Source organism: Pseudomonas sp. NCCP-436 (assembly GCF_019656335.1).
In the GTDB taxonomy this organism is placed as follows: domain Bacteria; phylum Pseudomonadota; class Gammaproteobacteria; order Pseudomonadales; family Pseudomonadaceae; genus Aquipseudomonas.
The window spans coordinates 129,818-143,268 of sequence record NZ_BPLZ01000009.1; the positions used below are offsets into that span (position 1 = coordinate 129,818).

Annotated in this window: 13 protein-coding genes; 12 read left to right on the forward strand and 1 reads right to left on the reverse strand. The window is 62.4% G+C overall.

Translation table 11 applies throughout. From position 1 onward, the window contains the following. Window positions 1-166: 166 nt before the first annotated feature. A complete protein-coding gene (orn, locus tag NCCP436_RS11525; protein ID WP_220804148.1) occupies window positions 167-709 on the forward strand; it encodes an oligoribonuclease in 543 nt (180 codons plus the stop codon). A gap of 23 nt (window positions 710-732) precedes the next feature. Here the strand turns inward: orn and queG are convergent, their stop codons facing one another. Further along, window positions 733-1,797, reverse strand: a complete 1,065-nt coding sequence (queG, locus tag NCCP436_RS11530) for a tRNA epoxyqueuosine(34) reductase QueG (protein WP_375709488.1) — start codon at window positions 1,795-1,797, stop codon at window positions 733-735. Between the two features lie 61 nt (window positions 1,798-1,858). Between queG and NCCP436_RS11535 the strand changes: the two genes are divergently transcribed. The 11 genes from NCCP436_RS11535 (at window position 1,859) to NCCP436_RS11585 (ending at window position 13,427) form a co-directional block, all read left to right on the forward strand. Continuing rightward, on the forward strand, window positions 1,859-3,358 hold the full coding sequence (locus tag NCCP436_RS11535) for an NAD(P)H-hydrate dehydratase (protein WP_220804149.1): 1,500 nt from the start codon (window positions 1,859-1,861) through the stop codon (window positions 3,356-3,358). Then, window positions 3,346-3,813 (forward strand): tRNA (adenosine(37)-N6)-threonylcarbamoyltransferase complex ATPase subunit type 1 TsaE, encoded by a 468-nt coding sequence (tsaE, locus tag NCCP436_RS11540; RefSeq protein ID WP_220804150.1) that lies wholly within the window; start codon window positions 3,346-3,348, stop codon window positions 3,811-3,813. Before NCCP436_RS11535 ends, tsaE begins: the two co-directional genes overlap by 13 nt. Window positions 3,814-3,835: 22 nt before the next feature. Then, a complete protein-coding gene (locus NCCP436_RS11545) occupies window positions 3,836-5,251 on the forward strand; it encodes an N-acetylmuramoyl-L-alanine amidase (RefSeq protein WP_309295061.1) in 1,416 nt (471 codons plus the stop codon). Next, window positions 5,248-7,134, forward strand: coding sequence for a DNA mismatch repair endonuclease MutL (gene mutL / locus NCCP436_RS11550; RefSeq protein ID WP_220804151.1), 1,887 nt, complete (start codon window positions 5,248-5,250; stop codon window positions 7,132-7,134). The genes NCCP436_RS11545 and mutL overlap by 4 nt, the downstream gene beginning before the upstream one ends. Next, window positions 7,131-8,102 carry a tRNA (adenosine(37)-N6)-dimethylallyltransferase MiaA gene (gene miaA, locus NCCP436_RS11555; RefSeq protein WP_220804152.1) on the forward strand — a complete coding sequence of 324 codons (972 nt, stop codon included), beginning with the start codon at window positions 7,131-7,133 and terminating at the stop codon, window positions 8,100-8,102. The genes mutL and miaA overlap by 4 nt, the downstream gene beginning before the upstream one ends. Window positions 8,103-8,201: 99 nt before the next feature. Continuing rightward, a complete protein-coding gene (gene hfq, locus NCCP436_RS11560) occupies window positions 8,202-8,462 on the forward strand; it encodes an RNA chaperone Hfq (protein WP_220804153.1) in 261 nt (86 codons plus the stop codon). 14 nt (window positions 8,463-8,476) lie between these two features. Next, window positions 8,477-9,778, forward strand: coding sequence for a ribosome rescue GTPase HflX (hflX, locus tag NCCP436_RS11565; protein ID WP_220804154.1), 1,302 nt, complete (start codon window positions 8,477-8,479; stop codon window positions 9,776-9,778). 97 nt (window positions 9,779-9,875) lie between these two features. Then, window positions 9,876-11,042, forward strand: coding sequence for an FtsH protease activity modulator HflK (gene hflK, locus NCCP436_RS11570; protein WP_220804155.1), 1,167 nt, complete (start codon window positions 9,876-9,878; stop codon window positions 11,040-11,042). Beyond that, window positions 11,042-11,911, forward strand: a complete 870-nt coding sequence (hflC, locus tag NCCP436_RS11575; RefSeq protein ID WP_220804156.1) for a protease modulator HflC — start codon at window positions 11,042-11,044, stop codon at window positions 11,909-11,911. The genes hflK and hflC overlap by 1 nt, the downstream gene beginning before the upstream one ends. 105 nt (window positions 11,912-12,016) lie before the next feature. Then, window positions 12,017-12,202 carry a DUF2065 family protein gene (locus tag NCCP436_RS11580; RefSeq protein WP_220804157.1) on the forward strand — a complete coding sequence of 62 codons (186 nt, stop codon included), beginning with the start codon at window positions 12,017-12,019 and terminating at the stop codon, window positions 12,200-12,202. Between the two features lie 37 nt (window positions 12,203-12,239). Further along, a complete protein-coding gene (locus tag NCCP436_RS11585) occupies window positions 12,240-13,427 on the forward strand; it encodes an ATP phosphoribosyltransferase regulatory subunit (protein ID WP_220804158.1) in 1,188 nt (395 codons plus the stop codon). Window positions 13,428-13,451: the final 24 nt, after the last annotated feature.

Sequence of the window (13,451 nt, forward strand, 5' to 3'; positions counted from 1 at the left end):
GGAGCGTCCAGGGTGATGGAGAGTTGAACGCGGCGAGTTTAGCACGGCTACCGGCGGGCTCGGCGCTGTGCAACTGAGCGTATCCAGCGAAGGCGCTGGGGCGGTCGTTCGCCCGTGTCGGGTATCGTCCTGTTAGACTTCGCGCCTGAGCCAAGGAGCCTTTGCTATGCAAAACCCCGACAACCTGATCTGGATCGACCTGGAAATGACCGGGCTGGATCCCGAGCGAGACGTGATCATCGAGATGGCTACCATCGTCACCGACAGCGAGCTTAACGTGCTAGCTGAAGGTCCGGTGATCGCCATCCACCAGAGCGACGAGATTCTCGCCGGGATGGACGAATGGAACACCCGGACTCATGGTCAGAGCGGTCTGACCCAGCGCGTGCGGGAAAGCACCATCGACACTGCCAGGGCTGAGGCGCAGACCATTGCCTTCCTTGAACAATGGGTGCCGCGAGGCAAGTCACCGATCTGTGGCAACAGTATCGGCCAGGATCGTCGCTTCCTCTACAAGTACATGCCGGCTCTGGAGGCCTACTTCCACTACCGTTATCTGGATGTCTCCACCCTGAAGATTCTCGCCGGCATGTGGGCGCCGCACGTCAAGGAAAGCTTCCAGAAAACCGCCACCCACCAGGCGCTGGACGATATCCGTGAATCCATCGCCGAGCTGCGTCACTATCGCGAGCACTTCCTCAAGGTCTGATCCGCTCGCTGTACCATGTCTGGCTAGGACTCGCCATGGCGCCGCAGCGCCCACTCCACGTGTTCGCGTACCAGCGCTGAGGGGTGCTGGCGGCGAGCACGCAGCGCCTCGAGCACGGGGATGGTGGAAGGCGCGTTGCCCAGGCCCACTGCCAGATTGCGTAGCCAGCGCTCATAGCCGGCACGGCGTAGCGGCGAGCCCTCGGTACGGCTGAGGAAGGTTTCCTCACTCCACATGAACAGCTCGGCCAGGCTGCTGTTGTCCAGGCCGTGGCGCGGCATAAAGTCGCCTTGGCTCGTGGGGCGGGCGAAGCGGTTCCAGGGACAGACGATCTGGCAGTCGTCGCAGCCGAATACGCGGTTGCCGATGGCGCCGCGCAGCTCCTCCGGGATCGATCCTTTCAGCTCGATGGTCAGGTAGGAAATGCAGCGCCGCGCATCCAGCACGTAAGGGGCGACGAAAGCGGCGGTCGGGCAGGTGTCCAGGCAGGCGCTGCAGCGCCCGCAGTGTTCGCTGCCGTGGGGAGCGTCCGGCGGCAGCGGCAGGTCGACGAACAGTTCGCCGAGAAAGAACCAGCTGCCGGCCTTGCGGTTAAGTACCAGAGTGTTTTTGCCGATCCAGCCGAGCCCGGCTTTTTCCGCCACGGCTTTTTCCAACACCGGAGCGCTGTCGACAAAGGCGCGGTAGCCGAATGGTCCGATCTCGTTCTGGATGCGCTCGGCCAGCTGTTGCAGGCGTTTGCGGATCAGCTTGTGGTAGTCGCGGCCCAGGGCGTAGCGCGACACGTAGGCCTGCACCGGCTCGCCCAGGCGCTGCGCCATCTGCGTATCGCCTGGCAGATAGTCCATGCGCAGCGACACCACGCGCAGGGTACCTGGCACCAGCTCGGCCGGGCGCGAGCGCTTACTGCCATGGGCGTCCATGTAGTCCATTTCGCCCTGGTAGCCGGCGGCCAGCCAGCGCTGCAGGTGTTCCTCATGCTCGCCCAGTTCTATGCCAGTGATGCCCACCTGCTGAAAACCCAGTTCGCGGCCCCATTGCTTGATACGGAGGGCCAGGGCGGAAAGGTCGAGATCAGGATCGGACATGGGGCGGGCGCAGGCGATGTAGGTGCGTATAATTCTGCCAGACATCTGCTGCGAGCGAGCCATGTATCCATCCCCTGACTTCCTGCCCCTGAAGCTGCACAGCGCCGAGCAGGTGCGCGAACTGGATGCGCAGCTGATCGCAGCCGGCACGCCCGGCTTCGAGTTGATGCAGCGTGCCGCCCATGCCGCCTGGCGTGCGCTGAGCAGGCGCTGGTCGCAGGTCGGGAAGCTTACCGTATTGGCCGGGCGTGGAAACAATGCCGGCGATGGCTATCTGATTGCCGCTCTAGCGCAGCGTGCCGGCTGGCGGGCGCAGGTGCTGGCGTTGGGTGATCCGGCGACGTTGCACGGTGATGCTGCCAGAGCCCGTGCTGAAGCCGAGGCCGCCGGCGTACCGGTTTTGCCCTGGCACGAGGCGACGCCGCTGTCCGGCGTGCTGGTCGATGCGCTGTTGGGCACCGGTCTTTGCGGCCCGGTTCGTGAGCCCTATGCCCGGGCCATCGAGCGGATCAATCACAGTGGCCTGCCGGTGCTGGCCGTGGATATTCCCTCTGGGCTGCATGCCGACAGTGGGGGCTGCCTTGGAGTGGCGGTACAGGCTGATCTGACCGTGACCTTTATCGCTCTCAAACTGGGGCTGTTTACCGGTGAGGGGCCTGTGCTGTGCGGAGAGCTGCAGTTCGACGACCTTGATGCTGATCCCAGACTGCTGGCAGAGGCTCCCTCCCTGGCTACTCGGCTAGACCCGGCCGGTCTGCCGCGGCTGCCTGCGCGTCAGGTGCTGGCGCACAAGGGGCAGTTCGGTCACCTGTTGGTCATCGGTGGTGAACAGGGCATGGGCGGCGCGGCGCTGCTTTGTGCCGACAGCGGTCTGCGCGCCGGAGCGGGGTTGGTGTCGCTGGCTACGCGGGCCGAACACGTTACGGCCGCGCTGGTGCGTCGTCCGGAAATCATGTGTACGGCGGTCGCGTCCGCCAATCAGCTACAGACGCTGCTGCCGCGGGCCGATGTCTGTGTTGTCGGTCCCGGCCTTGGTCAGGGCAGTTGGGCACGTAGCCTGCTCTCGGCAGTCGAAGGCCTGGAGCAGCCCCAGGTTTGGGATGCAGATGCCCTGAATCTACTGGCGACGGGGCTGGTTGGGGCGCCGCGAATGGGCGTGCTTACCCCGCATCCGGGCGAGGCCGCGCGCCTGCTCGGACAGAATACGACCAGTATTCAGGCTGACCGGCCGGCTGCGGCCCTGGCACTGGCGCAGCGCTACGGTCTGGTGGTGGTGCTCAAGGGCGCCGGCAGTCTGGTGGCGGCGCCGGACGGTCGTCTGGCCGTGTGCAATCGGGGGCATCCGGCCATGGCTGGTGCTGGCCTGGGTGATGTGCTGGCCGGGTTGCTCGGGGCGTTGCTGGCTCAGGGTATGGCGCCTTTTGAGGCTGCCTGCCTGGGCGTCTGGCTGCATGCTTGCGCCGGCGAGAGGTTGGGCCGGCAGGGCCGTGGACTGGCCGCAGGCGATTTGCCCTACGCCATTCGTCAGTTACTGGAGGAATTGTGTCCTTGTGTGAATTGAAGCTGGATGCGGCCGATGAGGCAGCGATGCTGGCGCTAGGCAAGCGCATCGCCGAGATCAGTGGCGGCGTTGGTGTGATTTATCTACATGGTGATCTTGGGGCGGGCAAGACCACGCTTTCACGCGGCATCCTGCGTGGGCTGGGGCATACAGGTGCGGTCAAGAGTCCTACCTTTACCCTGGTCGAGCCTTACGAAATCGGTGAGGTGCGAGCCTTTCACTTCGATCTGTACCGCCTGGTAGATCCGGAGGAGCTGGAGTTCCTCGGCATTCGCGACTACTTCGAAGAGGCTGCGCTCTGCCTGGTAGAGTGGCCGCAGCGAGGAGTCGGCGTTTTGCCAAAGCCGGACCTGGACATTACCATTAGCCCGCAAGCGGGCGGCCGTTCGCTGTTGCTGCAGGGGCATGGGACTCGTGGCGAGTCCTGGTGCAGAGCCCTGAGTGGCAAGAAATAGACTGCTATCGATGGGGTTGGGTATGCGCATAGGCGCGCTGGTTACCGCAGTGGCACTGTTGTGGGTGGCCCTGGTCGCCGAGGTGCTGGCTGCTTCGGACGTGCGCGGCGTGCGCCTGTGGCGCGCCCCGGACAACACACGGCTGGTTTTCGATCTGTCGGGACCGGTGCAGCACAATGTATTCACCCTTGTAGCGCCCGATCGCATTGTTATCGATGTCAGTGACGCTCGTCTGGCGACCGGTTTCGAGCAACTGTCGCTGACCAATACTCCGATCACCGGGATCCGTTCGGCCCAGCGCAGCGCGAATGAGCTGCGTGTGGTCATCGATCTGTCGGCTCCGGTCATGCCGAAGAGCTTTTCCCTGGCGCCAAACCAACAGTACGGTCACCGCCTGGTGGTCGATCTGTTCGACCAGGGCAGTGCACCTCCGGCGGCGGCCCCGGGAGTGACTGCCAGTAGTCCGCCGATTCCGGTTACGCCGACCCAGCCACCACCCAAGGTGACGCCAGTACCCAGCGGTAAGCGAGATATTGTGATAGCCATCGATGCTGGCCATGGTGGCGAGGACCCGGGCGCGCTCTCACCGGTCAAGGGCCAGTACGAGAAGCACGTGACTTTGGCCATCGCCAAGGAACTGCAGCGGCAGATCAACGCCGAGAAGGGCTTCCGTGGCGAGCTGGTGCGTACCGGCGACTACTTTATTCCGCTGCGCAAGCGTACCGAAATTGCTCGTAAGAAAGGCGCGGATCTGTTCGTTTCCATTCATGCCGATGCCGCACCGCGATCCTCGGCATTCGGTGCTTCGGTGTATGCCCTGTCCGAGCGTGGGGCTACCTCGGAAACCGCACGTTGGCTGGCCGATGCGGAGAATCAGTCGGACCTGATCGGCGGTGCCGGCAATGTCAGTTTGGACGACAAGGACAAGATGCTGGCCGGCGTGCTGCTGGATCTGTCGATGACTGCTTCGTTGGCTTCGAGTCTCAATGTCGGGCAGAAGGTTCTGTCGAACATGGGGAGCATTACCCCATTGCATAAGCGGCGAGTCGAGCAGGCCGGTTTTATGGTGCTGAAGTCCCCGGATATTCCCTCGATCCTGGTGGAAACCGGCTTCATCTCCAACCCCAACGAGGCGAGGAAGCTGCATACCGCCAGTCATCAGCAGGCGTTGGCGCGCTCCATTACCACCGGCGTGAAGCAGTTCTTTCACGAGAACCCGCCGCCTGGCACCTATGTGGCCTGGTTGCGTGACGAAGGCAAAATCGCGCTGGGGCCGCGCGAGCACGTGGTATCGAGTGGCGAGAGTCTGGCGTTGATCGCCCAGCGCTACCAGATCAGCCTGGCGAGCCTGCGTAGCGCCAACAATCTCAAGAGCGACGTGATCAAGGTCGGGCAGAAACTGCAGATCCCCGCCACGGCACTGGCCTCCCAACAGTGAGCAGCATGTCCCGCATTCATCTTCTTTCCCCCCGGCTTGCCAACCAGATCGCTGCCGGGGAGGTGGTCGAGCGTCCGGCCTCGGTGGCCAAGGAATTGCTGGAAAACAGTCTTGATTCCGGAGCCCGGCGCATTGATATCGAGGTCGAGCAGGGCGGGGTCAAGCTGCTCAAGGTGCGCGATGATGGCAGCGGTATCGCCGCTGAGGATTTGCCGCTGGCGCTGGCGCGTCATGCCACCAGCAAGATCCGCGAACTGGAGGACCTGGAAGCAGTGGTCAGCATGGGCTTCCGTGGCGAGGCGCTGGCTTCGATCAGTTCGGTATCGCGGCTGACCCTGACCTCGCGCACGGTCGATGCCGAGCAAGCCTGGCAGGTGGAGACTGAGGGTCGAGACATGCAGCCCCGTGTACAACCGGCGGCGCATCCGGTCGGCACCTCGGTGGAAGTGCGCGACCTGTTCTTCAATACTCCGGCGCGCCGCAAGTTCCTGCGTTCGGAGAAGACCGAGTTCGATCATCTTCAGGAAGTGATCCGACGATTGGCGCTGGCGCGTTTCGATGTCGCTTTTCATCTGCGCCATAACGGCAAGAGCGTTTTCGGTCTGCACGCCGCCGATGATGAGGCTGGCCGTGCCCGTCGGGTCGCGACGGTCTGTGGCCCGGCTTTCCTCGAGCAGGCATTGCCGATTGAGATCGAGCGCGGTGGTCTGCGATTGTGGGGCTGGGTCGGCCTGCCCACCTTCTCCCGCAGTCAGGCGGATTTGCAGTACTTTTACGTCAATGGCCGCATGGTGCGCGACAAGCTGGTCGCCCATGCGGTGCGTCAGGCCTATCGCGACGTACTGTTCAATGGTCGCCATCCGACCTTCGTGTTGTTCCTCGAGATCGATCCGGCGACGGTGGACGTTAACGTGCATCCGACCAAGCATGAGGTGCGCTTTCGCGATAGCCGGATGGTGCACGACTTCCTCTACGGCACCTTGCATCGGGCGCTGGCTGATGTGCGTCCTGAGGATCAGCTGGCGGCACCAGCGGTTCTTGCGCCGGTGGTTCGGGCTAGCGGCGCTGCTGCCGGAGAGTTCGGCCCGCAGGGCGAGATGGGGCTGGCTGCTACCGTACTGGAGGCTCCAGTGGCTGCGCCCTCAACCGCTTGGCGCGGCAGCTCCGCCGGTTATGTACCGGCAAACCCCGTCGCGCCTTTGCCGACAGCCGAGGCGCAGGCTGCTTACCGTGACTATTTTGCTCCGCTGTCAACATCTCCGGCACCGGTAGCGGGGCTGCCGCCGGAGCAGGGGGATATTCCTCCGCTTGGCTATGCCGTGGCCCAGCTCAAGGGCGTCTACATCCTCGCCGAGAATGCCCTGGGTATGGTGGTGGTGGATATGCATGCGGCCCATGAACGAATCACCTACGAGCGTCTGAAGCAGGCCATGGCCAGTGAGGGATTGCGGGGCCAGCCACTGTTGGTGCCGGAGACGCTTGCTCTTAGCCAGCGCGAAGCGGACTGTGCGGAAGAGCATGAGCATTGGTTCCGGCGTCTGGGCTTCGAGTTGCAGCGTCTGGGTGAGGAAAGTCTGGCCATTCGCCAGATTCCGGCCCTGCTCAAGCAGGCGCAGGCAGCTCAGTTGGTGCGTGATGTTCTGGCAGATCTGCTCGAATACGGCACCAGCGACCGCATCGAGGCGCATCTCAACGAATTGCTGGCGACCATGGCCTGTCACGGTGCGGTGCGGGCCAACCGGCGTCTGACCATTCCCGAAATGAATGCTCTACTGCGTGATATGGAGCAGACCGAGCGCAGTGGTCAGTGCAATCACGGGCGTCCAACCTGGACGCAATTGAGCATGGATGACCTCGACAAGCTGTTTTTGAGGGGGCGTTGATGGCGCTGCCTCCTGTCATCTTCCTGATGGGGCCCACTGCTGCCGGCAAGACGGATCTGGCGCTGGAGTTGGCCCGCCTGCTGCCATGCGACCTGATCAGCGTCGACTCGGCGATGGTCTATCGCGGTATGGACATTGGCACCGCAAAACCTGAGCGAGCCGTGCTTGAGGTGTTCCCGCACGGGCTGATCGATATTCGTGACCCGGCCGAAAGCTATTCGGCGGCGGAGTTTTGTGCCGATGCCCGGGCACTGATGGCGCAGAGCGTGGAGCAGGGGCGCATTCCGCTGCTGGTTGGCGGCACCATGTTGTATTACAAGGCATTACTTGAGGGCCTGGCCGACATGCCAAGCGCGGATCCCCTTGTGCGCGCGGAACTGGAGGCACGGGCGGCCGCCGAAGGCTGGGAGGCACTGCACCGAGAACTGGCGGCAGTTGATCCTGAATCGGCTGCGCGCATACACCCCAATGACCCGCAGCGCCTGACCCGGGCGCTGGAGGTCTACCGTGTCAGTGGCCAGACCATGACCGAGCACAGGCGCCGGCAGATGCAGGAAAATCCCGACACGGGCACATCGACCGGCAGCCAATTACCCTATACTGTCGTCCAGCTTGCCATTGCACCGGCGCAGCGCCAGATTTTGCATGAGCGCATTGCACGGCGATTTCAGGCAATGCTGGAACAGGGCTTCATCGAAGAGGTCGAAGCTCTGCGCAGTCGGAGTGAGCTGCACGCAGGGCTGCCGTCTATAAGAGCGGTGGGGTATCGTCAGGCCTGGGCTTACCTGGATGGCGAACTGTCCCGGGACGAGATGATCGAGCGTGGCATCATTGCCACTCGGCAATTGGCCAAGCGTCAGTTTACCTGGTTGCGCAGCTGGAGCGACTTGCAGTGGCTGGACAGTCTGGCCTGCGACAATCTGTCCTGCGTCTTGAAATACCTGGAAAGCGTCTCCATATTGCATTGAGACCTTGCCGCTGGCCGTCTTTCCTTGGGGTGGGCGTGCTTAAGCCATTGTTTACTTACTGAAAATTTTTGAAATTGATCCTCGAAAGGAGTGCGGCACATGTCAAAAGGGCATTCGCTACAAGACCCTTACCTGAATACCCTGCGTAAGGAACGCGTCCCTGTCTCCATCTATCTGGTCAACGGCATCAAGCTGCAGGGCCAGATCGAGTCCTTTGATCAGTTTGTGATCCTGCTGAAGAACACCGTCAGCCAGATGGTCTACAAACATGCCATTTCAACTGTCGTGCCCAGCCGTCCGGTGCGCCTGCCGAGTGCTGGTGATTCCGAGCAGGGCGACGCTGAGTCCGGCAACGCCTGAGTCTGGGGGTTTAATTGTTCTTCGAGCGTCATGAGGGCGGTGAGCGGGCCATTCTGGTTCATCTGGAGGGTCAGGATGCCGAGGCGAGCGAAGATCCCCAGGAATTCAGGGAGCTGGCCATGTCGGCAGGTGCCGACATGGCCGCCTTCTTCAGTGTGCCCAGTAGCCGGCTGACCGCCAAATACCTGATAGGCAGTGGCAAGGTCGAGGAACTGCGCGATCATGTCAAGGCTGAAGGGGTAGATCTGGTTATCTTCAACCACTCCCTGACGCCGAGCCAGGAGCGCAATCTTGAGCGCGCTTTCGAGTGTCGAGTGCTTGACCGTACCGGCCTGATTCTCGATATCTTTGCCCAGCGTGCGCGTACTCACGAAGGTAAGCTGCAGGTGGAGCTGGCGCAGCTCGACCACATGAGTACCCGCCTGGTGCGCGGCTGGACTCACCTGGAGCGGCAGAAGGGCGGTATCGGTCTGCGTGGCCCGGGGGAAACCCAGCTGGAAACGGACCGCCGTCTGTTGCGTGTGCGTATTCGCCAGATCAAGCAGAAGCTCGAGAAGGTGCGCAGTCAGCGTGAGCAGGCTCGGCGTGGGCGCAAGCGCGCCGATATTCCCTCGGTCTCGCTGGTCGGCTACACCAATGCCGGCAAATCCACCCTTTTCAATGCTCTGACCACTTCTGAGGTCTACGCGGCCGACCAGTTGTTCGCAACGCTCGATCCGACTTTGCGCCGGCTGGAGTTGGATGACCTGGGGCCTATTGTTCTGGCTGATACGGTTGGCTTCATTCGTCACCTGCCGCACAAGCTGGTCGAGGCCTTCCGCGCTACGCTGGAAGAGTCGAGCAACTCGGATCTGCTGCTGCACGTGATAGACGCACACGAGCCCGAGCGTATGCTGCAGATTGAGCAGGTTCAGGCGGTGCTCAAGGAAATTGGGGCGGACGAGTTGCCGATGCTCGAGGTGTACAACAAGCTGGATTTGTTGGAAGGTGTCGAACCGCAGATCCAGCGTGATGCCGATGGCAAGCCACTGCGTGTGTGGCTGTCGGCACGCGATGGGCGAGGATTGGAGCTGCTGCGCCAGGCTATTGCCGAGCTGCTGGGTGACGATCTGTTCGCGGGTGTGCTGCGTTTGCCACAGCGGCTGGGTCGTTTGCGGGCGCAGTTCTTTGCTCAGGGAGCGGTGCAGAAGGAAGAGCACGATGAAGAAGGGCAAAGCCTGCTGACGCTGCGCCTGCCACGGATCGAGCTCAATCGTCTGGTATCTCGCGAGGGTTTGGAGCCGCAGACGTTCATCGAGCAACATACTTTGCAATAAAGCCCTGGTCGACGGCTTTGCCGTCGTTGTGGGGCTTTGGGTAGCATTGGCCGGCGCGCCGTGGGCGCGCCTTCGCTTTATCAGTACGGAGAACGCTATGGCTTGGAATGAGCCGGGTGGCAACTCGAACAATCAAGACCCTTGGGGCGGCCGCAAAGGCGGTGGCCGGCAGGGCCCGCCGGATCTCGACGAAGCGTTCCGCAAGCTGCAAGAAAGCCTGAGCGGGGTGTTCGGTGGCGGCAAGAAACGTGGTGACGACAGAAATAGTCAAGGCGGTGGTGGCGGTTTCGGCCTACTGCTGGTTGGGCTTGGTCTGCTGGCCGTGGTCTGGCTTTACAGCGCGATCTATGTCGTTGATGAGCAGGAGCAGGCTGTGGTGCTGCGTTTCGGCAAGTACCATGAGACTGTTGGCCCGGGCCTGAATATCTACTTCCCGCCGATCGACCGCAAGTTCCAGGAAAACGTCACTCGCGAGCGGACCTACAGCAAGCAGGGACAGATGCTGACCGAGGACGAAAACATCATCGAAGTGCCGCTGACTGTGCAGTACCGCATCAGTAATCTGCAGGACTTCGTGCTCAATGTGGATCAGCCGGAAGTCAGTCTCCAGCACGCGACCGATAGCGCCGTGCGCCATGTGGTGGGTTCCACCGAAATGGACCAGGTGCTGACCGAAGGTCGTGAGGTAATGGCCAGCGAGGTACACGAACGCCTGCAGCGCTTCCTCGATAACTATCAAACCGGTATTACCATCACCCAGGTGAACATCCAGAGCGCGGCAGCGCCGCGTGAAGTGCAGGAAGCCTTCGATGATGTGATTCGGGCTCGCGAGGACGAACAGCGCGAGAAAAACCAGGCCGAGTCCTACGCCAATGGCGTGATCCCCGAAGCGCGCGGCCAGGCCCAGCGTCTGCTGGAAGAGGCTAACGGCTACCGCGAGGAAGTCATTGCTCGGGCCCAGGGTGAGGCGGATCGCTTCAATAAACTGGTGGCCGAGTACCGCAAGGCACCGGAGGTGATGAGAGAGCGTCTGTACCTGGAAACCATGCAGGAATTGATGAGCAATACCAGCAAGGTGTTGGTAACGGGTGACAAGGGGCAGAACAACCTGCTCTATCTGCCGCTGGACAAGATGATTGACGGCCGTGGCGGTGTCTCCGGTTCGTCCGCGTCCGTTTCCTCCGGCAGTACGGTGAGTGATTCGGCCGTACCGGCAGGCAGTGAACTGTCGCAGCGTAACCTGCGTATCCGGGAGAGCCGTTGATGAGCAATAAGTCCCTGATCGGCCTGATAGTGGCCGTGGTTCTGGCCCTGGTGGCGTGGAACAGCTTTTATATCGTGGCGCAGACTGAACGGGCGGTGTTGCTGCAGTTCGGTCGGGTGGTCAATCCGGACGTGCAGCCAGGCCTGCACGTGAAGATTCCTTACGTTAACCAGGTGCGCATCTTCGATGGTCGTCTGTTGACGCTCGATTCCACCTCATCGCGCTTCCTCACTCTGGAGAAGAAGGCGCTGATGGTCGATGCCTACGCCAAGTGGCGGGTCAAGGATGCCGAGCGCTTCTATCAGGCCACTTCTGGTCGCAAGGATGTTGCAGACGACCGTTTGGCGCGTCGTCTGGAGGCCTCGCTGCGTGACCAGTTCGGTAAGCAGACGCTGCATGAGTCGGTGTCGGGCAAGCGTGACGCGCTGATGGCCGAGGTGACCTCGACGCTGAACCGGGCAGCGCAGCGTGAGTTGGGTATTGAAGTGGTCGATGTACGGGTCAAGGCCATCGACCTGCCGCGCGAGGTGAACCGCAGCGTGTTCGAGCGGATGAGTACCGAGCGTGAGCGTGAGGCGCGTGAGCACCGAGCCAAAGGCCGGGAGCTGGCTGAGGGTATTCGGGCCGATGCTGACCGTCAGCGCCGGGTAATCCTCGCCGAGGCCTATCGCGAGGCCGAGGAACTACGCGGTGACGGCGATGCCAAGGCTGCGGCTATCTATGCCGAGGCCTACGGTCAGGATCAGGAGTTCTACGCCTTCTACCGCAGCTTGCAGGCCTATCGCGAGAGCTTCTCCGACAAGCGTGACGTGCTGGTGCTTGATCCAGGCAGCGACTTCTTCCGCTATCTGGAAAAGGTCGACCCTTGATCGTGAGTCCCGGCGGCGTAGTACGTCGCCGGGGTGACCGCAAGGGAAAACGTGGTATGATGCGGCAGCCGGGAAAATCCCGGCTTTTTTGCGTCTGTGGGAATCATGTGGCAGGAACTCGGTATTGCACTGTGTCTGGTACTGGTGCTGGAAGGCATCCTGCCCTTCCTCTGTCCGCGTCACTGGCGCGGGGCGGTCATGCTGGCAGCCAGTCTGCCCGACCGTCGACTGCGCCTGATGGGGCTGGCCAGCATGCTGCTGGGTACGGCCCTTCTATATCTGCTTCACTGAAGGCTTGTGCCGCCCGGATCGAGAGGGGAATGGCGAAATGGCAACGGTAGACCGCTGGCTGCTGCCAGATGGCATCGAAGAAGTACTGCCGCCGGAAGCGGCGCGCATCGAGGCGGCCCGCCGCCAGGTGCTGGATCTGTTTCAACGCTGGGGCTACGAGTTCGTCGTCACCCCGCATATCGAGTATCTGGAATCCCTGCTGACCGGCGCCGGTCAGGATCTTGATCTGCGTACATTCAAGGTCACTGATCCGCTCTCTGGGCGGCAGATGGGTTTCCGGGCCGACATTACCCCTCAGGTGGCTCGCATCGATGCGCATACCCTGCGTCGCGAGGGGCCGAGCCGTCTGTGCTATGCCGGCAGTGTGCTGCACGCCAAGCCGCGTGCGCTGACCACTTCGCGCAGCCCGATCCAGCTCGGCGCAGAGCTCTATGGCGACGCCAGCCCGGCTAGCGATATCGAGGTGATCAGCCTGCTGGTCGAGACCCTTGAGCTGGCTGTAGTGCCGGACGTGCACATGGACCTTGGCCATGTAGGCATCTACCGCGGCCTGGCCCGCGCCGCTGGGCTGTCCGGTGCGGCCGAGCAGCAGCTGTTCGACGCGCTGCAGCGCAAGGCCATGGACGAAATCGAAACCCTGACCGCGGCGTTGCCAGCAGGCCTGGGCAACATGCTGCGTTCGCTGGCCGAACTGTGTGGTGGACGCGAGGTGCTGGACCTGGCCCAGGCGGTACTGGTCGAGGCGCCGGATGCGGTGCATGCGGCGCTGGATGAGCTGGTTGCCATCGCCGATGCGCTGGAACTGCGTTATCCCGAATTGCCGCTGTATTTCGACCTCGGCGAATTGCGCGGCTACAACTATCACACTGGCGTGGTGTTTGCGGCCTTCGTCCCTGGCGAGGGCGGTGCCATTGCTCAGGGCGGTCGTTACGACGATACCGGTGCGGTGTTCGGTCGGGCACGCCCGGCTACCGGATTCTCCACTGACCTGAAAACCCTGGTGACCCTGGGTGACATGCGTCTGGATGAAGCCCTCGGTGGTGTATGGGCTCCGGATAATCATGATCTCTATCTGTGGCAGGCCGTTCGTCGTCTGCGTAGTGAGGGTGAGCGTGTGGTACAGGCGCTGCCCGGGCAGAGCGAGGCGGATGCGCGCGAAGCAGGCTGTGACCGCCTGCTGACGTTGCGTGATGGACGTTGGCAGGTGGCGCCCCTGGCGTCCTGAAACTATTTTTGCGCCGGCCGGCGG

Excerpts from the sequence above, each read along its gene's own strand:
- queG (WP_375709488.1), bottom strand. The coding sequence starts at position 1,797 with ATGTCCGATCCTGATCTCGACCTTTCCGCCCTGGCCCTCCGTATCAAG.
- NCCP436_RS11535 (WP_220804149.1), top strand. The coding sequence starts at position 1,859 with ATGTATCCATCCCCTGACTTCCTGCCCCTGAAGCTGCACAGCGCCGAG.
- hfq (WP_220804153.1), top strand. The coding sequence starts at position 8,202 with ATGTCAAAAGGGCATTCGCTACAAGACCCTTACCTGAATACCCTGCGT.
- NCCP436_RS11585 (WP_220804158.1), top strand. The coding sequence starts at position 12,240 with ATGGCAACGGTAGACCGCTGGCTGCTGCCAGATGGCATCGAAGAAGTA.
- NCCP436_RS11580 (WP_220804157.1), top strand. The coding sequence starts at position 12,017 with ATGTGGCAGGAACTCGGTATTGCACTGTGTCTGGTACTGGTGCTGGAA.
- NCCP436_RS11545 (WP_309295061.1), top strand. The coding sequence starts at position 3,836 with ATGCGCATAGGCGCGCTGGTTACCGCAGTGGCACTGTTGTGGGTGGCC.
- hflK (WP_220804155.1), top strand. The coding sequence starts at position 9,876 with ATGGCTTGGAATGAGCCGGGTGGCAACTCGAACAATCAAGACCCTTGG.
- hflC (WP_220804156.1), top strand. The coding sequence starts at position 11,042 with ATGAGCAATAAGTCCCTGATCGGCCTGATAGTGGCCGTGGTTCTGGCC.
- orn (WP_220804148.1), top strand. The coding sequence starts at position 167 with ATGCAAAACCCCGACAACCTGATCTGGATCGACCTGGAAATGACCGGG.